Consider the following 23,792-nt stretch of genomic DNA (forward strand, 5'->3'; position numbering starts at 1 on the left):
AATTACCGAGCAAAAACCGAGATCGAATTTGCTAACTGCCGATCTCTTGTTACCGTTCCAGTAGCCCGGTTGCTGGTGCATCCCCCGTCGCCAGCAACCGGGTCTTTCCGTTCCCGGCCCTGTTTACGGAACGCCGTCACGTGTCAACCGCCCGTAGGCGAACCGGAGTTGTCGGCGTCGTCAGGGTTGCCGACATTGCTTCCGGAACGCAGCAACAGCGGCCCCCGCCCGTCGCGCGCCGCGAACTCCGCCACCGCCGTGTAGTCGGCGGGCTCCCCCGCCCCACGGTCCCGGGGCGTGTCACAGACGCCGGGTTCGTCCTCGGCCCCCACCGCGCAGCGCAACTGCACCGTCCGCCCCTCAGGACCCAGCAGGCTCAGTACGGCGTCCAGCGCGTCGCCGGTGGCGTTGCGGTAGTAGGTCCGCGCCCAGGTCTCCGCGCCCTGCGTCAGGACGCAGGTCTGCGCCTCGACGCCCTCCCGGGAGGTGAGTTCGGGACCGCAGCGGGCGGCGGTGGCGAGGCCCAGGCCGAGGGTCAGCGGGGTCCCGGGCTCCCCGGGCTCCCGCGGCACGGCACCCTTGGCGTCGGGCTCCCCGTCGTCGGCGCCGGGCGGCACGGACGGCCGTACGGCGGCCCGGTCGGGACGCGCAGGCGGCTGCCCCCGGTCGTCCACCGGCCCCGCGGACGCCATGGCCAGGGGCAGGGCCACCGCGCAGGCGGCGACGCCCGCGAGGGCGAGCAGACGGACGTTGATGGGCATGGGCGGAAGATAACGAGCGGGCGGGGCGCCCGGTCGCCCGCGCGCCCGACACCCCCTAGAACTCGGGCGCGCTCACACCCGTACGAGTGAGGGCGTCGACCACGGCGTCCACCACCGCCTCCACGTCGGGCACCCACGGCGAGGCCGAGCCGGGCAGCGGGGCCCGCTCCCAGCGGATGGCGCCCTGGCCGGTCTCGGAGGGCGGCAGCGCGAGGTAGCCGCCCTCGCCGTGGAAGCGCAGGGAGCCGGGCACGAAGTCCTTGGCGTACAGCAGTTCGCCCAACTGCTCCATCGTGTAAGGGCGGACGAGCACCGCCCAGCGGGCGGCGGAGGCGATGACCGGGCCGAGACGCATCCCGGAGTGGTCGAGCGCGGTCAGGGCGCGGGCCGCCGCGGCGGCGGGGAGACTGACGGCGCAGGGTGCCGCGCCGCCGGTGGCGAGGACGATCGGCGCTGTCGGGCGGTTGGTCCACCACCAGCGCACCATGCGCTCGTCGGTGGTGGCCGCGAGCAGGCCGGGGTCGAAGGGGTGGGCGCCGGGCACCGTGCACTCCGGGTCGGGGCAGCCGCAGCGGGACCGGCCCTCCGGGTCGGTCGCCACGCCCGGGAGTACGGGCCACTGCCATTCCGTAGCGAAGGTCACGGCCGCGTCGAGCAGCTCAGGCACCCTGTCGTCACGCCGGGACAGGAGCCCGCGTCGCCTTCCGAGCCTTCCGAGGATCTCGCGCATGAGCGCTCGTTCCTTTCCGTTGCACGCCTGGCAACACCGTGGTTCTCATCACACCATGTGTCGATCACTTCACTGTGCGTACCTGTTGGCGCATCACATCCCCGGCGTTCAGGCACGGGGAACCCCTATGGGCCGAGCGTCGGCTGCGTCCGCGGCCGTTGCGTCCATACTGCGTCTATCAAAAGCATGGGCCTGGCGCGGGGGTGGCGAAGTCTGGCGTTTTGCTGTCCCGCGTGTTTCTCTCCGCCTCCGCCACGGGAGGATGGGGCACGGTCGTCGGTGGATAGGACGCCCGGGTCCGTCGCCAGGTTCCGGGTGGCCCCCAACCACCCCTGGCCTTCACCGAGTACGTACCCATCACGACCGCTGTGACGCTCCGTCGAACAAGGCCAGTCGACCTCAACAAGCCGTTGCCCGAGTCAGTTTTAAGCCAATTTTGCTTTTCTGCAAGGGAACCGAGTGAAGACCGCGAGAAAACCCCCTCACCTCTCGCTGATCCCATCGACCCCACGGACACCAGCGATACCAGCAGGACAATGCTGGACATCCCCTCACGAGTGCGTGTACATGTGGAGACACTGCTAGCGGCGCAGATTGACATGGGGGTTTGCGATGCTTTTGAGCAATACGCACCGGTCGGAAAGCCGTACACCATGAACGCCCCGCACCCTCCGAAAGTGGCCGGAATCGATTCAACGGTTCCCGCGCCCGCACACACTGTCGCGCCCGCGCCCTCCGCCCCGGACACCCCCGCGGTCACCACCGGCCCTGGCGCCCTCCTCCAGGACCGCCTCGCGGGCTGGGTCTCCGACCTCACCACGCTGCACGAACTCACCGAGCGGCTGACCCGTACGGCCACCCTCCCCGACGCCCTGCACGAACTGCTGCGCGCCGGAGCAGCCCTCGTCGGCGCCCGGCGCGGACTCGTCGTCCTGGAACCGGACGACGGCCTCGGCCCCGCCACCACCGTCGGCCTCGGACTCGCCGCGTCCGATCTCGGCCATCTCGAGACCGTGCCCCGCGCCGCCCTCCCGCACGGCGCGCTCCTCGACGCCCGCGCCGGACTGCCCGGCCAGCCGACCGAGGACGTGCACCCCGACCTGTTCGCCGAGGAGGGGCTGCATCCGCGCCACCGCGACGTGGCCGTCCGCCTCGGCTTCGCCGCCAGCTACGCGCTGCCGCTGGCCACCGACACGGCCGGGCGGCTCGGCGCCGCCGTCTGGCTGTACGACGACCCCGCCGAACCGGCCGAGCGGCAGCGCCACCTGGCCGGGCTGTACGTCCGGCACGCCGCCGAGCACCTCGCCCGCGTGCTCGAAGTCGAGCGCACGCGCGCGTGCATGGCGACGATGTCCGAGGAACTGCTGCCCGCCCGGCTGCCCCGGGTCCCCGGCGTCCAGCTCGCGGTACGGCACCGCACCGGCCCGCGCGGGGGTGGCGACTGGTACGACGCGCTGCCGCTGCCGGACGCGGCCCTCGGTCTCTCCGTGGGCTCGGTCACCGGCTCCGGGCCCAGCGCGGTCGCCGCGATGGGGCGGCTGCGGGCGTCCCTGCGCGCGTACGCCGTGATGGAGGGCGAGGACCCCGTCGCCGTCCTGTCCGACCTGGAGCTGCTGCTGCGGCTGACCGAGCCCGCCCGCTCCGCCACCGCGCTGTTCGCCTACTGCGAGCCCGCGCTGCGCCGGATCACCCTGGCCGGGGCCGGGCACAGCCCGCCCCTGCTGATCGGGGAGCGCCGCACGCGGTACGTGGAGACCTCCGTCTCCGCGCCGCTCGGCATGTTGGCGTGCTGGGAGGCGCCCAGCGTGGAGCTGCAGGCCGCACCAGGAGAGACGGTTCTGCTGTACACCGACGGGCTGCTGCACCGCACCGGCGACCCGGTCGACCGCGCCTTCGCCCGGCTGCACGCGGCGGCGTCCGGCGTGCCGAGGGCGGCGCGCCACGACCCGGGCGCCGTCGCCGACCACGTGCTGCGCACGGTACTGCCGGACGGCCTCGACCGCGCCGACGGCGCCGAGGACGTGGTGCTGCTGGCGGCGCGCTTCGAGTGACGCGCTCTGCGGGTGACGCGCTGTAGGAAGGGAGGGAGGGCACGCCCGGGTAACAGTCCCGGCGGCCCTGCGCCCCCTTCCGGGTGAGGGGGCGAACGTACGATGGGCGGGGTCCAGTGCCGTACCTAGGAGGATGACCGTGGCGGACGAGCGGAACCCGGCGACCCCGGAGACCTCGGAAACCGAGCCCGAGGAGCCCATCAAGCAGCGGAAGAACGGCCTGTACCCGGGCGTCTCCGACGAGCTGGCCGAGAGCATGAAGTCCGGCTGGGCCGACACGGAGCTGCACGACCTGGAGCCGATCGCCCAGGCCGCCGAGACCGCCGCCCGGCGCGCCGCGCTCTCCGCGCGCTTCCCCGGCGACCGCCTGGTGATCCCCGCGGGCAACCTGAAGACCCGCTCGAACGACACGGACTACCCCTTCCGCGCGTCCGTCGAGTACGCCTACCTCACCGGCAACCAGACGGAGGACGGCGTCCTCGTCATGGAGCCCAGGGCCGACGGGCACGACGCGACGATCTACCTGCTGCCCCGCTCCAACCGGGAGAACGGCGAGTTCTGGCTCGACGGCCAGGGCGAGCTGTGGGTCGGCCGCCGCCACTCCCTCACCGAGGCGGAGAAGCTGTACGGCATCCCCGCCTCCGACGTGCGCGAGCTGGCCGACAAGCTGCGCGAGGCCACCGGTCCGGTGCGCGTCGTACGCGGGTACGACGCCGGGATCGAGGCCGCGCTGACCGACAAGGTCACCGCCGAGCGCGACGAGGAGCTGCGGGTCTTCCTCTCCGAGGCGCGGCTCGTGAAGGACGAGTTCGAGATCGGTGAGCTGCAGAAGGCCGTCGACTCCACCGTGCGCGGCTTCGAGGACGTGGTGAAGGTCCTCGACAAGGCGGAGGCGACCAGCGAGCGCTACATCGAGGGCACCTTCTTCCTGCGCGCCCGCGTCGAGGGCAACGACATCGGCTACGGCTCCATCTGCGCCGCCGGTCCGCACGCCTGCACCCTGCACTGGGTCCGCAACGACGGCCCGGTCCGCTCCGGCGACCTGCTGCTGCTCGACGCGGGCGTGGAGACGCACACGTACTACACCGCCGACGTCACCCGCACCCTGCCGATCAACGGCCGGTACAGCGAGATCCAGCGGAAGATCTACGACGCCGTGTACGACGCGCAGGAGGCCGGGATCGCGGCCGTCAGGCCGGGCGCCAAGTACCGCGACTTCCACGACGCCGCCCAGCGGGTGCTGGCCGAGCGGCTCGTCGAGTGGGGCCTGGTCGAGGGGCCGGTGGAGCGGGTCCTGGAGCTCGGCCTCCAGCGCCGCTGGACGCTCCATGGCACCGGGCACATGCTCGGCATGGACGTCCACGACTGCGCCGCCGCGCGCACCGAGACGTACGTCGACGGCGTGCTGGAGCCGGGCATGTGCCTGACGGTCGAGCCCGGTCTGTACTTCCAGGCCGACGACCTGACCGTGCCGGAGGAGTACCGGGGCATCGGCGTCCGCATCGAGGACGACATCCTCGTCACGGAGGACGGCAACCGGAACCTGTCGGCCGGGCTGCCGCGCCGCTCCGCCGAGGTGGAGGCGTGGATGGCCGACCTCAAGGGCTGACGCGTCGCGCTGGAAAGGTCGGGCACCACCGGGTGCCCGGCCTTTCGCGTGTCTGCCATCAGGAGGCGGTGACCAGCGGTGCGTTCGGGGCGTTCTCACGCCACTTGAGGATCTTGTCGAAGCTGACGACGGTGCCGCGGCGGCCCGGCTTGGGGCCGATGTGGACGTGGTCGGCGAGTTCCCGGATCAGACAAAGGCCCCGGCCGTGTTCGGCGTCGGGGCGGGCGGGGAGCCGGAACTGCTGGCGTCCGGCGGGCGGGGTGAAGCCGGGTCCCGCGTCGGTGACCTCGATCCGGCACTTCTCGCCGTCGAGGTAGGCGGTGACGCGGTACGCCTCCGACGCGCCCCCGGACGCGCCGTCGCCGCCGTGTTCGACGGCGTTGGCGCAGGCTTCGGTGAGGGCCACGGAGAGGTCGTAGGAGATCTCGGGGTCGACGCCCGCCGTCTCCATCGTGCCGAGCAGCAGTCTGCGGGCCAGCGGGACGCTCGCGGCTTCACGGCGCAGATGGAGTGACCACCAGATGCTCATGCTCCAGCCTCCTGGCCGCGGCTCGACATACCGTTACGTATTGCCGCGGCGGCTCCCGCGTAAGCGCGGATTTCACGTGATGCCGCCCATATGGGCGATGCGGTGAGGGTGGGAAGCGGTGTATGTGGGGCTGACGGGGACCACTTGGACCCATCGGGTCCCACTCCCCCCAGCGGCGACAGACCGTGATCTTCCGGTTTCCACGGCATCTTGTGGACCTGCCCTGTGGTGGCGGTGGGGCCAGTGCGATGATGAGCCCGCCATGACTGCCCCCCACGCGCGCACGGCGCACTCCGGACGCGAGGTCCGGCTGTTGCGGGCCGCGGTGTTCGCCGCGGTCTGTGTCGTGCTGTCCGGGGCCTCCCACGCGATCGCGTCCTGCGTCGCGCTGCCGTGGTGGACGCTGGCCGCCGGGTTCCTCGGGTCCGCCGCCGTGGCGGTGCCGCTCGCCGGGCGGGAGCGGTCCCTGCCGGGGATCGCCGCGCTCCTCGCGGGCGGGCAGATCGTGCTGCACACCCTGTTCGGCCTCGGGCAGCACGCCGCCACGTCCGGTACGGCGTCGGCGGGCACCCGCGTGAGCGACGACGCCTCGCTGGTCGCGCAGGCCGCCCGACTGGTCTGCGGGACCACCGCGGCGGCGCTCAGCCCCACGCAGGCCCACCGCATCCTGGTCGACGCGCGGGTCGCGCCCAGCACGACCGGCGCCTCGGGGGCCGGGGCACACGCCGGTACGAGTCACCACCCGGCGGACGCGCTGTCCACCACCTCGGACTCCTGGGCCGCGCTGCTGCCGTCCCTGCCGATGCTGCTGGGGCACGTCCTCGCGGCGCTCGTCGCCGGGTGGCTGCTGCGCAACGGCGACCTCGCGCTGCGGCGCCTGGTCGAGCTGTCGGCGCAGGGGGTCAGCGAGGGCGGGCTCATCCGCTCCCTGCGCGCGGCGCTGGCGCTGGCCCGCGCCCTGTACACGGGGCTTCCGGGGACGCCCACGACGGGGCCGCGCGTCGCGTGCGCCCCCGCGGACGCGGTTCCCGAGCCTCGTAGCGCCGTTCTCGAGCACTCCGTGATCAGGCGGGGGCCGCCGTCCGGCGACGGGTTCGTACTCGCCGTCTGAGGCACGACCACCCCACCCCACTCCCTGTGTGGAGGTTCCGGCGGAGGGGGCTGTCGTGCGGCACGCGCGCGTACGCCCTCCGTTGCCTTTCGCCGGATCTGACCGGCCATCACCGGAATCTCGCGGGACTCTCCCGGATCTCCCGGATCTCCCGGATCTCCCGGATCTCCCGAAGACTCACTCGAAGTGGAGTGCTCATCGCCATGCAGGTATCCCGGATCGCCGCCGTCGGCGCCCTCGCCGCCTCGGCCGTCGTCGTCCTGTCCTCGCCCGCGCTCGCGCACGTCAGCGTGCAGCCGGAGGGCGCCGCCGCCAAGGGCGGCTACGCGACCGTGAACTTCAAGGTCCCCAACGAGCGGGACAACGCCTCGACCACCAAGTTGGAGGTCACCTTCCCGGCCGACCACCCGCTGTCCTCCGCGATGCCCGCGCCGGTGCCGGGCTGGGAGGCCAAGGTCACCAAGGCCACGCTGGACAAGCCGCTTGAGGTGCACGGCAACAAGGTCACCGAGGCCGTCTCCAAGATCACCTGGACGGCGACCGGCAAGGGCGTCGAGCCGGGCTTCTTCCAGAAGTTCCCGGTCTCCGTGGGCGCCCTGCCCGAGGACACCGACGAACTGGTCTTCAAGGCCGTCCAGACGTATTCCAACGACGAGGTCGTGCGCTGGATCGAGGTGCCGCAGGACGGCGCGGAGGAGCCGGAGCACCCGGCGCCGGTCCTCGCGCTCTCCGCCGCCGAGGACGACCACCACGGCGCGTCCGGCGCCGACGACGCCGACGAGGACACCGACGCCGAGGAGGCGGCCGACGACGCGTCGGCCGCCGCCAGCACCACCGCCGACTCCGGTGACTCCGACGGCACCGACACCACCGCCCGGGTCCTCGGCGTCGTCGGCATCGTCCTCGGCGCGGCCGGGGTCGCCTACGGCGTCCTCGCGGGCCGTCGCCGCGGCGGCAGCGCGGCCTGAGGCCCCGCCTCGTTCAGCGGTACGCGCCGGGGACGTGCGGACAGGTGCCTGTCGTACGACCCCGGCGTGTGCCGGAGCCATCACATCTGGGACATTTCTCTATGCGCAAGAAGACCTTCGCGGCGGCTGCCCTGCTCGCCGCCGCCTCCCTGACCCTTTCCGCCTGCGGCAGCGGTGACGACGACGGCGACGGCTCGCCGGTCTCCGTGGTGTCGGAGGAGTCCGGCTCCGCCAAGGCCGCCACCGTCCTCGACAAGCCGTTCGAGAAGCCCGACCTCGTGCTGACCGACACCCACGGCGAGCGGTACGACCTCCGCGAGCAGACCGACGGCAAGCCGACGCTGATCTACTTCGGGTACACCAACTGCCCCGACGTCTGCCCGCTGACGATGAGCAACATCGCCGTCGCCAAGAAGCAGTTGTCGAAGGCCGAACAGGACGAGCTGCGGATCGTGTTCGTCACCACCGACCCCGAACGGGACACCCCGGAGGCGCTCGGCACCTGGCTGAAGGGCATCGACCCGCAGGTGGTCGGGCTGACCGGCGACTTCGACACCATCCAGGCCGGGGCCCGCGCCCTCGGCATCTCCATCGAGGCGCCGACGAAGGACAAGGACGGCAAGGTCGTCTCCATGCACGGCACCCAGGTCATCGCCTTCTCCCCGAAGACCGACGCGGGGTACGTGCTCTACGGGGAGGACGCCACCGTCGACGACTACACCACCGACCTGCCCAAGCTCATCAAGGGCGCGAGGCCGTGAGGGCGGCTGGCTCCCTCCTGGCCGGGGTGCTCGTGCTCGGGCTGGGGCTCACCGCGTGTGGCTCCGACGAGGAGAGCGGGGACGCCGTCCTGTCCGTCGGGGGTGCCTACATGCCGCAGCCCGTCTCCCGGATGGCGGCCGGGTTCCTGACCGTCACCAACGACGGCGGCGCCGACGACACCCTGAAGTCCGTCACCAGCGACATCGCGGGTGAGGTGACCGTCCACGAGACCGTGGACCAGTCGATGCGCGAGGTCAGCGGACTCGACGTGCCCGCCCACGGGAAGCTCGTGCTGGAGAGCGGCGGCAGCCACCTGATGTTCGAGCAGCTCAAGCACATGCCCAAGGAAGGCGAGACGGTGTCCGTGGTGCTGCACTTCGCGCAGAGCGACCCCGTCACCGTCGAGATGCCGGTCAAGCCGATGACGTACCGCCCCGATCCGGGGAACTGAGGGAGGGACCACCTTGACAGCGACCGTCGCCCCACGCGTCCGGCCCCTGGTGCTGCTGTTCCTGGCCGTCGTCGGCGTGCTCCTCGCCGCCGCCAGACCGGCGTCCGCGCACGCCGCGCTGACCGGCAGCGACCCCCGGCAGGGGGCGGTGGTCGACACGGCCCCGGCCCAGATCGCGCTCACCTTCTCCGAGACGGTCTCCCTGTCCGACGACTCCCTGCGCGTCCTCGGTCCCAAGGGCGAGCGGGCCGACACCGGCGAGGCGGGCAACATCGGCGGCACCACGTACTCCGTGCGGCTGCACTCGGGGCTGCCCGACGGCACGTACACCGTCGCCTACCAGGTGGTCTCCGCCGACAGCCACCCCGTCTCCGGCGCGTTCACCTTCTCCATCGGCGCCCCCTCCGAGACGTCCGTGTCGGTCTCCGGGACCGAGGCGGGCGGCGGGCTCGTGGGCGGGCTGTACGACACCGCGCGGTACGTGTCGTACGCCGGGTTCATCGTGCTCGTGGGCGGTGCCGCGTTCGTCCTCGTCTGCTGGCCGCGCGGCTCGGGGGTGCGGGCCGTGCAGCGGCTCGTGGTCTCCGGGTGGGTCGCGCTCACCGCGGCGACGCTGGCGCTGTTGCTGCTGCGCGGCGCCTACAGCCGGTCCGGAGAGGTCGGTGACATCTTCGACCTCGACCTGCTCGGGGAGGTCCTCCAGACCAAGACCGGCGCCGCGCTGGTCTCCCGGCTGCTGCTGCTCGCCGCCGCCGCGCTCTTCGTCGCCGTGCTCTTCGGCGCGTACGACAAGCGCGAGGACGAGGAGAAGCGGGACCTCACCTTCGGGCTCGCGGTCGGCGGGACCGTCGTCGCCGCGGGGCTGGCGGCGAGCTGGGCCATGGCCGAGCACGCCTCCAGCGGCATCCAGCCGGGGATCGCGATGCCCGTCGACATCGTCCATCTGCTCGCCGTCGCCACCTGGCTGGGCGGGCTGAGCGCACTGCTCGTCTCGCTGCGCTGGGCGCCCCTCGACACCCCGGTCGACCGGTCGGCCGTACGGCGCTTCTCCACCACCGCGCTGACCTGCGTCCTCACCCTGGTGGCGACCGGCACCTACCAGGCGTGGCGGCAGGTCGGCTACTGGTCCGCGCTGACCGGCACCCGGTACGGGCAACTGCTGCTGATCAAGCTGGGGCTGGTGTCGCTGCTGGTCGGGGTCGCCTGGATCTCGCGGCGGTGGACCCGGCGGTTGGGGGAGACGGCCTCCGCATCGGCCTCCGCATCGGCGGCCGCATCGGCGGCCGAGGAGGAGCGGGAGCGGGAGCCGGTGGCCGCGGGGGCCGAGGGTTCCGGCGAGGAGAAGGGTGCTGTCTCGGAGGGTGGCGAGCCGGGTGACGCGCGGCGGGCCGCGCAGCTCGCCCGGCAGCGGGCCGCCGTGGACGCCGCGCGGCAGAAGCGGCTGCGGGACGCCGACCCCCTCCGCTACGGGCTGCGCCGCTCGGTGCTGGCCGAGGCCGGTGTCGCGGTCGTCGTCCTGGCCGTGACCACCCTGCTGACGTCCGCCGAGCCGGGGCGCACGGTGGAGGAGGCCAAGGCGGCCACCTCGGCCACCGCCACGGACCCCGTCTCCGGCGCGCTGACGCTGGAGATCCCGTTCGACACGGGCGGGCAGGACGGCAAGGGCGTCGTACGGATCGACCTCGATCCCGCCCGGGTCGGCGGCAACGACATGCACGTCTATGTGGAGCGGCCCAACGGCCGCGCCTTCGACGTCCCCGAGGTGCAGATCGCCTTCACCCTGGAGACCCAGGACATCGGTCCGCTGCCCGTGGCCCCGGACCACATCACCACCGGACACTGGTCGGCGAGCGGGGTGCAGATTCCCGTGGCGGGCGACTGGAAGGTCGCCGTGACCGTGCGGACCTCCGACATCGACCAGGTGACCGTCTCCAAGAACGCGCAGATCGGCTGAACATCACCATGCCTGACCAGTCCATTCCCGAGGCCCGGGTCCCCCTGGACGCGAGCAACCTCCAGGGCGACACCGCCACCCGGGAGGGCATCTCCCGGCGGCGGCTGCTCGGCACCGCCGGTGCCACCGGGCTCGTGCTCGGCGCGGCGGGCGGGGGTGTGGGATACGCCGCCCGGCCCGCCGAGGCCACCCCGCTGACCTCGCTGGGCGCCGAGCGGATCGAGTTTCACGTGAAACACCAGCCCGGCATCACCACCCCGATGCAGGCCCGTGGCCATCTCGTCGCCTTCGATCTGGCGGCCGGTGCGGGCCGCAAGGAGGCCGTCGCCCTACTGCGCCGCTGGTCGGAGACGGCACGGCGGCTGATGGCGGGGGAACCGGCGACGCAGGGCGACACGGATGTGGCGACCGACGCCGGGCCGTCCTCGCTCACGGTGACCTTCGGGTTCGGGCACAGCTTCTTCGCCCGCACCGGGTTGGAGAAGCGGCGGCCGGTCGCCCTCGATCCGCTGCCCGAGTTCTCCTCCGACCGGCTCGACAAGGCGCGCAGCGACGGTGACCTGTGGGTGCAGATCGGCGCGAACGACGCGCTGGTGGCGTTCCACGCGCTGCGCGCCCTCCAGAAGGACGCGGGTGCCGCGGCCCGGGTCCGCTGGCAGATGAACGGCTTCAACCGGTCGCCGGGGGCCACCGCCCAGCCGATGACGGCACGCAACCTGATGGGCCAGATCGACGGCACCCGCAACCCCAAGCCGAGCGAGCCCGACTTCGACCAGCGGATCTACGTCCCGGAGGGCGGGGACCCCGACTGGATGGCGAACGGCTCCTATGTCGTCGTACGCCGTATCCGGATGCTGCTCGACGACTGGGAGAAGCTGTCGGTCGGGGCGCAGGAGGATGTCATCGGGCGCCGCAAGGCCGATGGGGCGCCGCTGTCCGGGGGTGGGGAGACCACCGAGATGGACCTGGAGAAGACCGACGCCGAGGGCGGTCTGGTGGTGCCGATCAACGCGCACGCGCGGATCTCCCGGCCCGACCAGAACGGGGGTGCGGCGATGCTGCGGCGCCCGTTCTCGTACCACGACGGCTTCGACGCGGACGGGACGCCCGACGCCGGGCTGCTGTTCGTCTGCTGGCAGGCCGATCCGCTGCGCGGGTTCGTGCCGGTGCAGCGCAAGCTGGACCGGGGGGACGCGCTGTCGCCGTTCATCCGGCACGAGGCGAGCGGGCTGTTCGCGGTGCCGGGCGGGGCGCCGGAGGGCGGGTACGTGGGGCAGGCGCTGCTGGAAGGGTGAGGCGCCCTTGGCGGCGAGGCGGCGGGGCGTCGCGGTGTCCGTGCTGGCGCCTGGGCGGGTCGGCGCCTGGGCAGGTCGGCGCCTGGGCAGGTTGGTGCCGGGGCCGCCCATTAGGGTGAGGTCATGCCAGCGAGCTATGCGTATCTCGGTCCCGAGGGCACCTTCACCGAAGTCGCCCTGCGGACGCTTCCCGAGGCGGCGACCCGGGAGCTGATCCCGTACGTGTCGGTGCAGTCCGCGCTCGACGCGGTGCGCGGCGGCGAGGCCGAGGCCGCGTTCGTGCCGATCGAGAACTCGGTCGAGGGCGGGATCACCACCACGCTGGACGAGCTGGTCGCGGGCCGCCCGCTGATGATCTACCGCGAGGTGCTGCTGTCGATCACCTTCGCGCTGCTGGTCCGGCCCGGCACCAAGCTGTCGGACGTCAAGACGGTCACCGCCCACCCGGCCGCGCAGCCGCAGGTGCGCAACTGGCTGAAGGCGCACCTGCCGGACGTGGCCTGGGAGTCGGCGGCCTCGAACGCGGACGGCGCCCGGCTGGTGCAGGAGGGCCGCTACGACGCCGCGTTCGCCGGTGAGTTCGCGGCGGCGCGCTACGGCCTGGTGCCGCTGGAGACCAACATCCACGACGCGGAGAACGCGCAGACCAGGTTCGTCCTGGTGGGCAGGCCCGCCCGGCCCGCGGCGCCGACCGGCGCGGACAAGACGTCGGTGGTGCTGTGGCAGCGCGACGACCATCCCGGTGGGCTGCGCGATCTGCTGGGTGAGTTCGCGACCCGGGGGATCAACCTGATGCTGCTCCAGTCCCGGCCGACCGGGGCGGGGATCGGCAACTACTGCTTCTGCATCGACGCCGAGGGCCATATCGCGGACCGCCGGGTGGCCGACGCGCTGCGTGGGCTGAAGCGGAGCTGCCGGGAGGTGCGGTTCCTCGGCTCGTACCCGCGGGCGGACGTGGCGGTGGGGGACGTGGGCGTGCCGCTGCCGGGGACGTCGGACGAGGAGTTCATGGCGGCGTCCGACTGGGTGGCGCGCTGCCAGGACGGCCGTTTCTAGCCAGAACCGGCTCCGCCCACCAGTCCTACCTGCGTATCTTCGTTACCCACAGAAGTTATCCACAGGTCCGCTTCTCGACCTGGGGACAAGTCGACAGAGAAGCGCCAGCCAGTCGACAAATCGCCCTACAGCACCCTCTTGGGCGCTCGGGCGCACAGGTCACCCTTCGTCCACTCTTTTCCTTTGATCAATCCTTTGGAGCGACCCCTTTCCACTCGAAAGTGCGGGTAAATGGGGTTTGCGCGGGGAATCCCGAGGCTTGATCGCCCTTGATCGCGGAGAACGGAGTGATCAATTCCCGCATCCACAGATCTTCCGCACAGCCTGTGGATAACTCCTCGGAGGGTGTGGAGCACTGTGGACAACCGGGCCGCCGGGTAGCGCCAAGTCCCGTTCTCCACAAGGCGATCCGGTCAATCACACGCCCGTTGACTGCCCCGTCTCAGGGAATTGGGACACGGTTTATTGACAGAGTCCGGCGATTTTCCCAGAAGTGCACATAAGCCGCATCTCGGAATAGTGAGTCGTGGGCGCTCATCCGGCACCGGTAGCCTTGTCCGCGTGATTGACCTTCGCCTGCTCCGTGAGGACCCCGACCGTGTGCGCGCGTCCCAGCGCGCCCGTGGAGAGGACGTCGCGCTCGTCGACGCTCTCCTGTCTGCCGACGAGCGGCGCAGGTCGTCCGGCGTCCGCTTCGACGAGCTGCGCGCCGAGCAGAAGTCGCTCGGCAAGCTGATCCCCAAGGCCGCCGGGGACGAGAAGGCGGAACTGCTGAAGCGGGCGAGCCAGCTCGCCGCCGACGTCAAGGCGGCCGACGCCGAGCGCGACGCGGCCGACAGCGAGACCCAGTCGCTCCTGCTCCAGCTCGGCAACCTCGTCCACCCCGACGTCCCCGTGGGCGGCGAGGAGGACTTCGCCACGCTGGAGGAGCACGGCACCATCCGCGACTTCGACGCCGAGGGCTTCGCGCCCAAGGACCACCTGGAGCTGGGCCAGTTGCTCGGCGCCATCGACGTCGAGCGCGGCGCCAAGGTCTCCGGCTCGCGGTTCTACTTCCTCACCGGCGTCGGCGCGCTCCTGGAGCTGGCGCTGGTGAACGCGGCGATCGCGCAGGCCACCGCCGCGGGCTTCACCCCGATGCTGACCCCCGCGCTGGTCCGCCCGCAGGCCATGGGCGGCACCGGCTTCCTCGGCCAGGCCTCCCAGGACGTCTACCACCTCGACAAGGACGACCTGTACCTCGTCGGCACCTCCGAGGTGGCCCTCGCGGGCTACCACATGGACGAGATCCTCGACGCCGACCGCCTCCCGCTGCGCTACGCGGGCTTCTCGCCCTGCTTCCGCCGCGAGGCCGGTTCGCACGGCAAGGACACCCGGGGCATCTTCCGCGTCCACCAGTTCGACAAGGTCGAGATGTTCTCGTACGTCCTCCCCGAGGACTCCCAGGCCGAGCACCAGCGCCTGCTTGACTGGGAGAAGCAGTGGCTGACCTCGCTGGAGCTGCCGTTCCGGGTCATCGACGTCGCCTCGGGCGACCTCGGCTCCTCCGCCTCGCGCAAGTTCGACTGCGAGGCGTGGATCCCGACGCAGGGCAAGTACCGCGAGCTGACGTCGACCTCGGACTGCACCGAGTTCCAGGCCCGGCGGCTGTCCATCCGGGTCCGTGAGGACAAGAAGGTCCGCCCGCTGGCCACGCTCAACGGCACGCTGTGCGCCGTACCGCGGACCATTGTCGCGATCCTGGAGAACCACCAGCAGGCCGACGGTTCGGTCCGCGTGCCCGAGGTGCTGCGTCCCTACCTCGGCGGCCGGGAGGTTCTGGAACCGGTGTCCCAGTGAGCGACGCGAGTGCCACCGCGGGGTTCCCGTACCGGCTGATCGCCACCGATCTCGACGGGACGCTGCTGCGCTCCGACGAGTCGGTCTCCGCGCGCACCCGTGACGCGCTCGCCGCGGCCACCGCGGCGGGCGCCGCGCACATCGTCGTCACCGGCCGCGCGGTCCCCTGGACCCGGCACATCCTCGACGACCTCGGCTACCAGGGCCTCGCCGTCTGCGGGCAGGGCGCGCAGGTGTACCACGCCGGGGAGCACCGGCTGCTGACCTCCGTCACCCTCGACCGGCAGTTGGCCGGGGTGGCGCTGGCGAAGATCGAGGCGGAGGTCGGGCCGCTGTTCCTGGCGGCGAGCCGGGACGGCCTGGAGGGCGACGTGATCGTCGGCCCCGGGTACGCGATCTCCGAGCACCTGCCCGCGGTCCCGTTCACGGACGCGTCGGACCTGTGGGCGGCGCCGCTGAACAAGCTCTACATCCAGCACCCGACCCTGTCCGACGACGAGCTGGCGAAGGTCGCCGACCGGGTCGCGGGCGGCTTCGTCACCGTCACCATGGCGGGCGAGGGCATCGTCGAACTCCTCCCCCTCGGCCTCTCCAAGGCGACGGGACTCTCCCTCGCGGCCCGCCGCCTGGGCGTACGGTCCGCCGAGACGATCGCCTTCGGCGACATGCCCAACGACCTCCCGATGTTCGCCTGGGCCTCCTACGGTGTGGCCATGGCCAACGCCCACGAGTCGCTCCGCGCGGTGGCGGACGAGGTGACGTCCTCCAACGAGGAGGACGGGATCGCGGTGGTGCTGGAACGCCTGCTGCCGTAGCCGGGGGGAGCCGCTGGGGCGGCTCCCCCCGCCGTCACTCCTCCCCCGCCAGCGTCAACGTGCGCAGCTTCTGCCCCGCGTACCACGTCGCCAGCACCGTCACGCCCACCAGCAGCACCGTCGCCGTCGTCAGCCCGACGTCCGACGTCACCAGCGACCCGTCCGCGACCTCCTGGGCCACCGCCAGCGACCACTGCTGCACGCTCAGCGTCCGCGCCCCCGGCACCAGCGACCCGAACAGCGCCTCCCAGACCAGCGCGTACACCAGCCCGAACACCACCGCGTGCCGCGACACCGTGCCGAGCAGCAGGAACAGCGCCGCGTACGCGATGGAGGCGACCAGCGCGGCGATCGTGTAGGCGACGGCGATCTGCTGCCCGTTGCCGTTGAGGATCAGCCCCGCGACCAGCGTCGGCAGCGCGGAGAACACCATCGTCACCGCGACCGCCACGAACAGCTTGGTCGAGATGATCGTCGGCCGCTTCAGCGGCTTGGACAGCAGGTACACCACGGACCCGTCGTCGATCTCGGGCCCGATCGCGCCGGTGCCCGCGATGACACCGATGATCGGCACCATCGTGGCGAGGGCGAGCCCGCCGAGGACGTCCGACGCGGTCTGGTCGTCGGCCCCGGCGAGCGCGCGCACCGCGATCGAGATGACGATCAGCAGCAGTGGCAGCGCGCCGAGGATGAGGGCCCGGCGTCGGCCGAGCAGGGCCCGGTAGGTGAGTCGGGCGACTGTGGGGTCGTACATCTTCGGCCTCCTACGCCGCGACGAGATACGAGAAGACGGACTCAAGGGACTCGTCGGACGGCGACACGGTCAGCAGCCGGATGCCGTGGTCCCGGGCCACCCGCGGCAGCAGCGCGGTGAAGCGGCCGAAGTCGACGGCCTGCACGCGCAGCGCGTTCTCCGTGAGGTCCACCTCGATGCCGGACGTCGACGGATCGGCGATCAGCGCCGCCGCGAGGGCGCGGTCGTCGCTGGAGCGCACCAGGTAGCGGTGCGGACGGTCGGTCATCAGACGGCGGATCTTGCGGAAGTCGCCGCTGGCCGCGTGCCGTCCGGCGACGACGACCTCGATGTGCCAGGCGAGCTGCTCGACCTCCTCCAGGATGTGCGAGGAGAACAGCACCGTGCGGCCCTCGTCCCCCATGCGCCGCAGCAGGTCCATGAGCTGCATCCGCTGGCGGGGGTCCATGCCGTTGAAGGGCTCGTCGAGCAGCAGCAGCGACGGCTCGTGGACCAGCGCGGACGCCATCTTCACGCGCTGCCTCATGCCCTTGGAGTACGTGGAGATCTTGCGGTCCTGCGCGTACTCCATCTCGACGGTCGCCAGCGCCCGCTGGGCGGCCTGCGCGCCGAGGCCGTGCAGTTCGGCGTTGGCGAGGACGAACTCGCGGCCGGTGAGGAAGTCGTACATCGCCTCGCGTTCGGGGACGACGCCGATGTGCCGGTAGATCTGCTCGTTGCGCCAGACCTGCTGGCCGTCGAGGGTGACGGTGCCGGTGGAGGGGGCGAGGAAGCCGCCCATCATGTTGATGAGGGTGGACTTCCCCGCGCCGTTGGGGCCGAGCAGGCCGGTGACGCCGGGCCCGATGGTCATGGTGATGTCGTTGACGGCGACCACGTTGCCGAACCAGCGGGAGACATGGTCGATGCTGAGCGTGGTCACAGGCCCACCTTTCGGTAGCGGCGCGTCAGGAGGCCGTAGCAGGCGGCGATGAGGCCGAGGACGACGAGGAGGTAGACGGCTCCCTCGCCGGTGCCGGGGCCCTCACCGCCCGGGAACGCGGAGGGCGCCCCGAGGAACGCGGACTGCACCCCGTCGATGAGGGTGATCGGCGAGAACAGGCCGAGCCAGGCGATCGCGCCGGTGCTGTCCTGCTCGAACGCGATGGCCTGGACGACGGAGACCGTGCCGTAGGAGATGGTCAGTACGGCGATGACGGCGGCGATGCCGAAGCCGCGGCGCGGCGTGACCGCGGCGATCACCAGGCCGAGCCCGGCGAAGAGCAGGGAGAGCAGTGCCACGGCGACGAGCCCCTGTGCGAAGCCTTCGGTCTGGTCGGTGAAGTCGAGTTTCGCCAGCAGCGCCCCGATGTAGAGGACGAGCAGCGGGGCGGCGGTGAGGACGAACAGCGCCGAGGCGAGTGCCGCGTACTTGGCGAGGACGTAGTCGGTGGTCTCGATGGGCCGCGAGAAGTACAGCGGTACGGTCTTGAAGCGCAGGTCGCGGGAGACGGACTGGGGTGCCTGCGCGGCGACGTACAGGCTGATCACGGCCTGCATGATGATCGCGTAGCGGGTGTACTCGACGGGCAGGTCGTTGGCGTCGGTGGCGACGGCGACCGCGACCATGATGCCCGCGGGCAGGCACATCACCACGAACAGCAGCATCGGCAGCACCTTGGACTTCGCCGACCGGCCGAGGCCGTAGGCGCCGCGCAGGGACTGCGAGAACAGGGAGCGGCGGGCGTAGGCGCGGCCGAGGCGGGGGCCGTCGTAGCTGCGGTAGCCGATGTTGTGGATGCGGGTCTCGTCGCCGCCCGGCGGCGTCGCGACGGGGTGGTCAACGGCCATGGCCCACGGCCTCCTTCCGTTCCCCAGCGGGTTCGCTGTCGGCGTTCTTGAAGACCTCGGAGATGTGGTGGCGCCGCTGTTCCATGCGGACCAGGCCGAGGCCCAGGTCGGCGACGACGTCCCGGATCAGGTCGTAGGTCTCCTCGCCCTGCGCGGTGACCAGCATGATGTGTCCGGCGCCGGGGAGGCCGCCGCTGCCGTCGAGGACCTCGACGCCGCGCGCGTGCAGCTCCTCGCGAACCGCGCGGGTGCCGTCGGGGTGGTCGTCGGTGTCGGTGACCTCGATGGCGAGGGTGGTGGTGGTCTGGGTGAAGTCGGTGGTGGAGCTGGAGCGCAGCAGCTTGCCGCCGTCGATGACGACGACGTGGTCGCAGGTGCGTTCGAGTTCGCCGAGCAGGTGTGAGGTGACCAGGACCGAGATGCCGAAGTCGGTGTGGACGCGGCGGATCAGGTTGAGCATGTCGTCGCGGCCGACGGGGTCGAGGCCGTTGGTCGGCTCGTCGAGGAAGACGAGCTGCGGGTCGTGGACCAGGGCCTGGGCCAGCTTGACGCGCTGCTTCATGCCGGTGGAGTAGCCGCCGATGGGGCGGTACCGCTCCTCGTAGAGGCCGACGTGGCGCAGCGTGTCGGCGGTCCGCTCGCGGGCGGCGGTGGGCGGCAGGCCGGACATGCGCGCCATGTGCACGACGAACTCGGTGGCCGAGACGTCGGGCGGCAGGCAGTCGTGCTCCGGCATGTAGCCGACGCGCTCGCGGATGGCGGCGCCCTCGGTGGCGACGTCGAGGCCGAGCACCCGGGCGCGGCCCTCCGTGGCCGGGGAGAGACCCAGCAGGATCTTGATCAGTGTCGACTTGCCGGCGCCGTTGGCTCCGACGAGTCCGGTGACACCGGGCCCGACGTCCACGGAGAGCCGGTCAAGCGCGGTCACCCGGGGGAACCGCTTGCTCAGGCTTTCGGTCGCGATCACAGTCACGTCGTCGACAGTAGTGACGCGGGCCACTCGGGTCGTCAGACCGCAGAGCTGTCTTGGCGTCCGCCTCCGGGACTACGGGCCCGTAGGGGATGCCCTGCCTGAGGGCTACGGGCCATGCTATTGACGCTTTCTCTAACAAGTGGAAGATTCGCCGGTGTCACGTTACGGGCACGTACCGCGACGGTGGTTCCGGGGCTGAGGAGGCGTAGGGGTGCTCAAGGGTGCGCGGGAGCGCTGGGTGCGGACCGGGGGCGTGGAGTTGTGCGTGGCCGAGCTGGGCGACCCGGCCCGGCCGACGGTCGTCCTGGTGCACGGCTATCCGGACAGCAAGGAGGTCTGGGCGCGGGTGGCCGAGCGCCTGGCCGACCGCTTCCACGTCGTCCTCTACGACGTCCGCGGGCACGGCCGGTCCGCCGCGCCGCGGCCACTGCGCGGCGGGTTCACGCTGGAGAAGCTGACGGACGACTTCCTCGCCGTCGTCGACGCGGTGAGCCCGGACCGCCCGGTGCACCTGGTGGGGCACGACTGGGGCTCGGTGCAGGGGTGGGAGTTCGCCACCGTCCGCCGCACCGAGGGCCGGATCGCGTCCTTCACCTCCCTGTCGGGGCCGTCCCTGGACCACTTCGGCCACTGGATCAAGCGGCGCGTACGGCGTCCCACCCCGCGCCGGGTCGCCCAGGTCCTCGGCCAGGGCGCCCGGTCCTGGTACGTGTACGCGCTGCACACGCCCGTCCTGCCCGAACTGGCCTGGCGGGGGCCGCTCGGCAAGGCGTGGCCGCGGCTCCTGGAGCGCGCCGAGCGGGTGCCCTCGGACGGCTACCCGACCTCGTCGCTGCCGACGGACGCCGCGCACGGCGCCTGGCTGTACCGGGACAACGTCCGGCCACGGCTGCGTCGCCCGCGCGAGGACGCGTACGCCCATGTGCCGGTGCAGCTCATCACGCCCCTGAACGACGCGTTCCTCTCCGAGCGGTTGTACGACGACCTGGAGCGGTGGGTCCCGCGGCTGACCCGGCGGGCGCTGCCCGTGAAGCACTGGGTGCCGCGCAGCCGTCCCGACCAGTTGGCCGCGTGGGTCGCGGATTTCGTGAGCGCGTTGGAGGAGGGGGAGGCTGGCGGGGGTGGTCAGGGTGGTTCTCGCGGGGGTGGGGCTGGTTTTGCTGGTTCTGGCCGGGATGGTTCTGGCCTTGCTGGGGCTGGGCGGGCTGGGGCTGGGCGGGCTGGGGCTGGCCGGGCTGGGGCTGGGCGGGGTGCGCGGCCCGCTTCGGTGCCGAAGGGGCGGTACGCCGAGCGGTTCGGCGGGCAGTTGGTGCTGGTCACGGGGGCGGGCAGCGGCATAGGCCAGGCCACCGCGTACGCGTTCGCGGCGGCCGGTGCCCGGGTGGTCGCCGTCGACCGGGACGCCGAGAGCGCCGCCCGCACCGCGGAGACGTCCCGGCTGCTCGGCGCCCCGGCCGCCTGGGCGGAGACCGTGGACGTCTCCGACGAGCAGGCCATGGAGAAGCTCGCCGACAAGGTCGCCACCGAGTACGGCGTCGTCGACGTCCTCGTCAACAACGCGGGGATCGGTCTGGCGGGCCCCTTCCTCGCCACCACGACGGAGGACTGGCGCCGGGTGCTCGACGTCAACCTGTGGGGCGTCATCCACGGGTGCCGTCTCTTCGGGCGTCAGATGGCCGAGCGCGGCCAGGGCGGCCACATCGTCAACACGGCGTCGGCGGCGGCGTACCAGCCGTCCAGGGCGCTGCCCGCGTACGGCGCCTCCAAGGCCGCCGTGCTGATGCTCAGCGAGTCGCTGCGCGCCGAACTGGCGGGCCAGGGCATCGGGGTGACCGCGATCTGCCCCGGGTTCGTGAACACCAACATCACCTCCACGGCCCGGTTCGCGGGCGCCGACCCCGAGGAGGAGCGGCGGCGCCGGAAGCGCACGGCGCGGCTGTACGGGCTGCGGAACTATCCGCCGGAGAAGGTCGCGGACGCGATCCTGCGCGCCGTCGTCCGCAACGAGGCGGTGGTGCCGGTGACGGCGGAGGCACGTGGTCTGCGGCTGCTGTACCGGTTCGCGCCGGGGGTGCTGCGGGGGATCGCGCGGCTGGAGCCGCCGGTGTAGGGCGGGGGCGTCTGGGGAGGCGGTTGTCCACAAGACCGTCAATTCTCCTGTGGATAACTGGTGTTGGTTGTGGATCAAACCTCGGCGACAAAACAAAGTGCGTGATCCGCATCTCGCCCGGCACCCTGAGGTCATGAGCGAAAGCCTCGACGACAGACGCACCGTGAAGGTGTCCAAGTACCTCTCCAAACACCTCCGTCACCAGCCCGAGCGGATCGGCCTCACCCTCGACGAGGGCGGCTGGGTGGAGATCGACGCGCTGCTCGCGGCGGCCAGCGCCCACGGCTTCCGGGTCACCCGGGAGGAGCTGGACCACGTGGTCGCCCACAACGACAAGCGGCGCTTCGCCATCGACGGCACCCGTATCCGGGCCAGCCAGGGCCACAGCATCGAGGTCGACCTCGGACTGCCCGCGGTGACCCCGCCGCCGTACCTCTACCACGGCACCGTGGCCCGTCATCTCGACGCCATCCGCGCCGAGGGCCTGCGGCCCATGAACCGGCACGACGTGCACCTCTCCGCCGACCGCGAGACCGCGACCCGCGTGGGTGCCCGGCGTGGCCGTCCGGTCGTGCTCTCCGTGGACGCCGCCGCCATGCACCGCGACGGCTATGAGTTCCGCGTCAGCGCCAACGGGGTGTGGCTGACCCAGGCCGTACCGGCGCGGTACCTGCGCTTCCCGGAAGCGCACTGACCCGCTGGCGGTCCGGAGCCACTGACAGACCGGGGGCGTGCGGTCCATGATCAGAGGTATGGACCAGCATCTGCCCACCACCGAGGCCGCCGTCACCGTCCTGCGGGCCCTCGCCACGGAGTACGGCCGTGAGATCGAGGTCAGCCATGACATCGGCGCGGACCAGACCTCCCGCCGCAGCGCCGCGGGCATCGGCGTCATCGCCGACCCGGACGGTTCGCTGCCGCACGAGGCGTTCGTCGAGTTCGGCGGGCTGCCCCGGCTGAGCGTGCGGCTCTATCCCGATGACGACGCGCTGATCACCGTGGAGGGCGTCGAGTGTCCCGACATCCCGCGCGATGAGGTGCCCGCCTTCCTTCGCTCCGTCTTCGACGACCTCGCCTTCGTCAAGGGACGACGATTCCCACCCGGCTACTTCCTGATCGTGCCGCTGCCCGGCGACCGCACGCACAAGGAGTACATGCCGATGATCAGCCTGAGCCCGTGGCTGAGCAGCCGCGTGCGATGACCACACCGGGTGTTTCACGTGAAACACCGGGGACGCATACGCTCGACGCATGAGTCTGCGACTGAGCACCGTGATCCTCCCGTACCGCCGCTGGCACGAAGGCGGCCGTTCCGCCTGGACACGGGCCGAGCAGCTCGGCTTCCACACCGCCTACACCTACGACCACCTGTCCTGGCGGAGCTTCCGGGACGGCCCCTGGTTCGGCGCCATACCGACGCTGACCGCCGCCGCGTCCATCACCGAGCGGCTGCGACTGGGCACCCTGGTGACCTCACCGAACTTCCGGCACCCGGTGACCCTCGCCAAGGAGCTGATCTCCCTCGACGACATCTCCGGCGGCCGGGTCACCCTCGGCATCGGCGCGGGCGGCACCGGCTTCGACGCCACCGCGCTGGGCCAGGAGCCCTGGACACCGCGTGAGCGGGCCGACCGGTTCGCCGAGTTCGTGCCGCTACTCGACCGGCTGCTGACCGAGGACGCGGTGTCGTACGAGGGCAAGCACTACTCGGCGCACGAGGCACGGAACATCCCGGGCTGTGTGCAGCGCCCCCGGCTGCCCTTCGCGGTGGCCGCCACCGGACCGCGCGGGCTGAAACTGGTCGCCCGGCACGGGCAGGGGTGGGTGACCACGGGTGACCCCGCGCTGTACGAGAACGGCACCCCGGAGCAGTCGGTCCAGGCGCTGCGCGGCCAGGCCGAGAAGCTGGCCGACGCCTGCGCCACCGTCGGCCGGGACGTGGCCGAGCTGGAGAAGGTGCTGCTCACCGGGTTCACCCCGGACCGTGGCCGCCCGCTGACGTCCCTCGACGCGTTCGTGGACTTCGCCGGGCGCCACCAGGAGCTGGGCTTCACCGAGCTGGTGATCCACTGGCCGATCCCCGACTCCGACTTCGCCGCCGACGAGAAGGTCTTCGAGCGGATCGCGCTGGAGGCTCCGGCGCAACTGCGCTGAGCGGCGCGGTCCCCCTCCGCTCCCACAGGGAACGCCCGTG

General features: G+C 71.9%; 22 protein-coding genes. 15 read left to right on the top strand and 7 right to left on the bottom strand.

What is annotated here, in order from left to right; genetic code table 11:
* Positions 1 to 143: 143 nt before the first annotated feature.
* Both ACFQZ6_RS17860 and ACFQZ6_RS17865 read right to left on the bottom strand, forming a co-directional pair.
* The gene (locus tag ACFQZ6_RS17860) at positions 144 to 755 is read right to left on the bottom strand and encodes a hypothetical protein (RefSeq protein ID WP_381618404.1); all 612 of its coding nucleotides are present in this window, start codon (positions 753 to 755) and stop codon (positions 144 to 146) included.
* Between the two features lie 61 nt (positions 756 to 816).
* Positions 817 to 1,491: a bifunctional DNA primase/polymerase gene (locus tag ACFQZ6_RS17865; protein WP_381610157.1), complete on the bottom strand. Its 675-nt coding sequence runs from the start codon at positions 1,489 to 1,491 to the stop codon at positions 817 to 819.
* 536 nt (positions 1,492 to 2,027) lie between these two features.
* Between ACFQZ6_RS17865 and ACFQZ6_RS17870 the strand changes: the two genes are divergently transcribed.
* Complete coding sequence (locus tag ACFQZ6_RS17870; RefSeq protein WP_381610160.1) at positions 2,028 to 3,542, top strand: PP2C family protein-serine/threonine phosphatase; 1,515 nt, start codon at positions 2,028 to 2,030, stop codon at positions 3,540 to 3,542.
* A gap of 133 nt (positions 3,543 to 3,675) precedes the next feature.
* Entirely contained in the window at positions 3,676 to 5,151 is a 1,476-nt protein-coding gene (locus ACFQZ6_RS17875; RefSeq protein ID WP_381610162.1) for an aminopeptidase P family protein, read from the top strand.
* A 58-nt stretch (positions 5,152 to 5,209) separates the two neighbouring features.
* Here ACFQZ6_RS17875 and ACFQZ6_RS17880 read toward each other — a convergent pair whose 3' ends face one another.
* On the bottom strand, positions 5,210 to 5,680 hold the full coding sequence (locus tag ACFQZ6_RS17880) for an ATP-binding protein (RefSeq protein ID WP_381610165.1): 471 nt from the start codon (positions 5,678 to 5,680) through the stop codon (positions 5,210 to 5,212).
* Between the two features lie 262 nt (positions 5,681 to 5,942).
* Between ACFQZ6_RS17880 and ACFQZ6_RS17885 the strand changes: the two genes are divergently transcribed.
* From ACFQZ6_RS17885 to ACFQZ6_RS17925, 9 genes are all read left to right on the top strand, one after another.
* On the top strand, positions 5,943 to 6,791 hold the full coding sequence (locus ACFQZ6_RS17885; protein WP_381610167.1) for a hypothetical protein: 849 nt from the start codon (positions 5,943 to 5,945) through the stop codon (positions 6,789 to 6,791).
* 203 nt (positions 6,792 to 6,994) lie between these two features.
* Positions 6,995 to 7,759: a YcnI family copper-binding membrane protein gene (locus ACFQZ6_RS17890; protein ID WP_381610170.1), complete on the top strand. Its 765-nt coding sequence runs from the start codon at positions 6,995 to 6,997 to the stop codon at positions 7,757 to 7,759.
* Between the two features lie 101 nt (positions 7,760 to 7,860).
* On the top strand, positions 7,861 to 8,520 hold the full coding sequence (locus ACFQZ6_RS17895) for an SCO family protein (RefSeq protein WP_381610173.1): 660 nt from the start codon (positions 7,861 to 7,863) through the stop codon (positions 8,518 to 8,520).
* Positions 8,517 to 8,972 carry a copper chaperone PCu(A)C gene (locus ACFQZ6_RS17900; protein WP_381610176.1) on the top strand — a complete coding sequence of 152 codons (456 nt, stop codon included), beginning with the start codon at positions 8,517 to 8,519 and terminating at the stop codon, positions 8,970 to 8,972. Before ACFQZ6_RS17895 ends, ACFQZ6_RS17900 begins: the two co-directional genes overlap by 4 nt.
* A gap of 13 nt (positions 8,973 to 8,985) precedes the next feature.
* Positions 8,986 to 10,926, top strand: a complete 1,941-nt coding sequence (locus tag ACFQZ6_RS17905) for a copper resistance CopC/CopD family protein (protein ID WP_381610179.1) — start codon at positions 8,986 to 8,988, stop codon at positions 10,924 to 10,926.
* An 8-nt stretch (positions 10,927 to 10,934) separates the two neighbouring features.
* On the top strand, positions 10,935 to 12,221 hold the full coding sequence (gene efeB / locus ACFQZ6_RS17910) for an iron uptake transporter deferrochelatase/peroxidase subunit (RefSeq protein WP_381610182.1): 1,287 nt from the start codon (positions 10,935 to 10,937) through the stop codon (positions 12,219 to 12,221).
* Positions 12,222 to 12,344: 123 nt separating this feature from the next.
* Positions 12,345 to 13,277, top strand: a complete 933-nt coding sequence (gene pheA, locus ACFQZ6_RS17915) for a prephenate dehydratase (protein ID WP_381610185.1) — start codon at positions 12,345 to 12,347, stop codon at positions 13,275 to 13,277.
* A gap of 561 nt (positions 13,278 to 13,838) precedes the next feature.
* Positions 13,839 to 15,116, top strand: a complete 1,278-nt coding sequence (gene serS / locus ACFQZ6_RS17920; RefSeq protein WP_381610188.1) for a serine--tRNA ligase — start codon at positions 13,839 to 13,841, stop codon at positions 15,114 to 15,116.
* Positions 15,113 to 15,931, top strand: a complete 819-nt coding sequence (locus ACFQZ6_RS17925) for an HAD family hydrolase (protein WP_381610191.1) — start codon at positions 15,113 to 15,115, stop codon at positions 15,929 to 15,931. The genes serS and ACFQZ6_RS17925 overlap by 4 nt, the downstream gene beginning before the upstream one ends.
* A 34-nt stretch (positions 15,932 to 15,965) precedes the next feature.
* Here the strand turns inward: ACFQZ6_RS17925 and ACFQZ6_RS17930 are convergent, their stop codons facing one another.
* From ACFQZ6_RS17930 to ACFQZ6_RS17945, 4 genes are read right to left on the bottom strand one after another with little or no spacing between them, the layout of a single operon-like run.
* Positions 15,966 to 16,685 carry an ABC transporter permease subunit gene (locus ACFQZ6_RS17930; protein WP_381610194.1) on the bottom strand — a complete coding sequence of 240 codons (720 nt, stop codon included), beginning with the start codon at positions 16,683 to 16,685 and terminating at the stop codon, positions 15,966 to 15,968.
* Between the two features lie 10 nt (positions 16,686 to 16,695).
* Entirely contained in the window at positions 16,696 to 17,607 is a 912-nt protein-coding gene (locus tag ACFQZ6_RS17935; protein ID WP_381610197.1) for an ABC transporter ATP-binding protein, read from the bottom strand.
* A complete protein-coding gene (locus tag ACFQZ6_RS17940) occupies positions 17,604 to 18,515 on the bottom strand; it encodes an ABC transporter permease subunit (protein ID WP_381610200.1) in 912 nt (303 codons plus the stop codon). Before ACFQZ6_RS17940 ends, ACFQZ6_RS17935 begins: the two co-directional genes overlap by 4 nt.
* Entirely contained in the window at positions 18,505 to 19,482 is a 978-nt protein-coding gene (locus ACFQZ6_RS17945; protein ID WP_381618407.1) for an ABC transporter ATP-binding protein, read from the bottom strand. Before ACFQZ6_RS17945 ends, ACFQZ6_RS17940 begins: the two co-directional genes overlap by 11 nt.
* Before the next feature lie 217 nt (positions 19,483 to 19,699).
* On the opposite strand from ACFQZ6_RS17945, the gene ACFQZ6_RS17950 reads away from it, so the two are divergent.
* The 4 genes from ACFQZ6_RS17950 to ACFQZ6_RS17965 all read left to right on the top strand — a co-directional run bounded on the left by ACFQZ6_RS17950 (position 19,700) and on the right by ACFQZ6_RS17965 (position 23,752).
* Positions 19,700 to 21,598: an SDR family oxidoreductase gene (locus ACFQZ6_RS17950; RefSeq protein ID WP_381610203.1), complete on the top strand. Its 1,899-nt coding sequence runs from the start codon at positions 19,700 to 19,702 to the stop codon at positions 21,596 to 21,598.
* A gap of 133 nt (positions 21,599 to 21,731) precedes the next feature.
* A complete protein-coding gene (locus ACFQZ6_RS17955) occupies positions 21,732 to 22,292 on the top strand; it encodes an RNA 2'-phosphotransferase (RefSeq protein WP_381610206.1) in 561 nt (186 codons plus the stop codon).
* 46 nt (positions 22,293 to 22,338) lie between these two features.
* Complete coding sequence (locus ACFQZ6_RS17960; RefSeq protein WP_381610209.1) at positions 22,339 to 22,800, top strand: hypothetical protein; 462 nt, start codon at positions 22,339 to 22,341, stop codon at positions 22,798 to 22,800.
* 49 nt (positions 22,801 to 22,849) lie between these two features.
* A complete protein-coding gene (locus ACFQZ6_RS17965; RefSeq protein ID WP_381610213.1) occupies positions 22,850 to 23,752 on the top strand; it encodes an LLM class flavin-dependent oxidoreductase in 903 nt (300 codons plus the stop codon).
* Positions 23,753 to 23,792: the final 40 nt, after the last annotated feature.

Source organism: Streptomyces flavalbus (genome assembly GCF_042674625.1).
In the GTDB taxonomy this organism is placed as follows: domain Bacteria; phylum Actinomycetota; class Actinomycetes; order Streptomycetales; family Streptomycetaceae; genus Streptomyces; species Streptomyces flavalbus.

What these genes read in the sequence shown, in the direction of transcription:
- ACFQZ6_RS17865 (WP_381610157.1), bottom strand. Translation starts at nt 1,491, where the DNA reads ATGCGCGAGATCCTCGGAAGGCTCGGAAGGCGACGCGGGCTCCTGTCC.
- ACFQZ6_RS17870 (WP_381610160.1), top strand. Translation starts at nt 2,028, where the DNA reads ATGCTGGACATCCCCTCACGAGTGCGTGTACATGTGGAGACACTGCTA.
- ACFQZ6_RS17875 (WP_381610162.1), top strand. Translation starts at nt 3,676, where the DNA reads ATGACCGTGGCGGACGAGCGGAACCCGGCGACCCCGGAGACCTCGGAA.
- ACFQZ6_RS17880 (WP_381610165.1), bottom strand. Translation starts at nt 5,680, where the DNA reads ATGAGCATCTGGTGGTCACTCCATCTGCGCCGTGAAGCCGCGAGCGTC.
- ACFQZ6_RS17885 (WP_381610167.1), top strand. Translation starts at nt 5,943, where the DNA reads ATGACTGCCCCCCACGCGCGCACGGCGCACTCCGGACGCGAGGTCCGG.
- ACFQZ6_RS17890 (WP_381610170.1), top strand. Translation starts at nt 6,995, where the DNA reads ATGCAGGTATCCCGGATCGCCGCCGTCGGCGCCCTCGCCGCCTCGGCC.
- ACFQZ6_RS17895 (WP_381610173.1), top strand. Translation starts at nt 7,861, where the DNA reads ATGCGCAAGAAGACCTTCGCGGCGGCTGCCCTGCTCGCCGCCGCCTCC.
- efeB (WP_381610182.1), top strand. Translation starts at nt 10,935, where the DNA reads ATGCCTGACCAGTCCATTCCCGAGGCCCGGGTCCCCCTGGACGCGAGC.
- pheA (WP_381610185.1), top strand. Translation starts at nt 12,345, where the DNA reads ATGCCAGCGAGCTATGCGTATCTCGGTCCCGAGGGCACCTTCACCGAA.
- ACFQZ6_RS17930 (WP_381610194.1), bottom strand. Translation starts at nt 16,685, where the DNA reads ATGTACGACCCCACAGTCGCCCGACTCACCTACCGGGCCCTGCTCGGC.
- ACFQZ6_RS17940 (WP_381610200.1), bottom strand. Translation starts at nt 18,515, where the DNA reads ATGGCCGTTGACCACCCCGTCGCGACGCCGCCGGGCGGCGACGAGACC.
- ACFQZ6_RS17955 (WP_381610206.1), top strand. Translation starts at nt 21,732, where the DNA reads ATGAGCGAAAGCCTCGACGACAGACGCACCGTGAAGGTGTCCAAGTAC.
- ACFQZ6_RS17960 (WP_381610209.1), top strand. Translation starts at nt 22,339, where the DNA reads ATGATCAGAGGTATGGACCAGCATCTGCCCACCACCGAGGCCGCCGTC.
- ACFQZ6_RS17965 (WP_381610213.1), top strand. Translation starts at nt 22,850, where the DNA reads ATGAGTCTGCGACTGAGCACCGTGATCCTCCCGTACCGCCGCTGGCAC.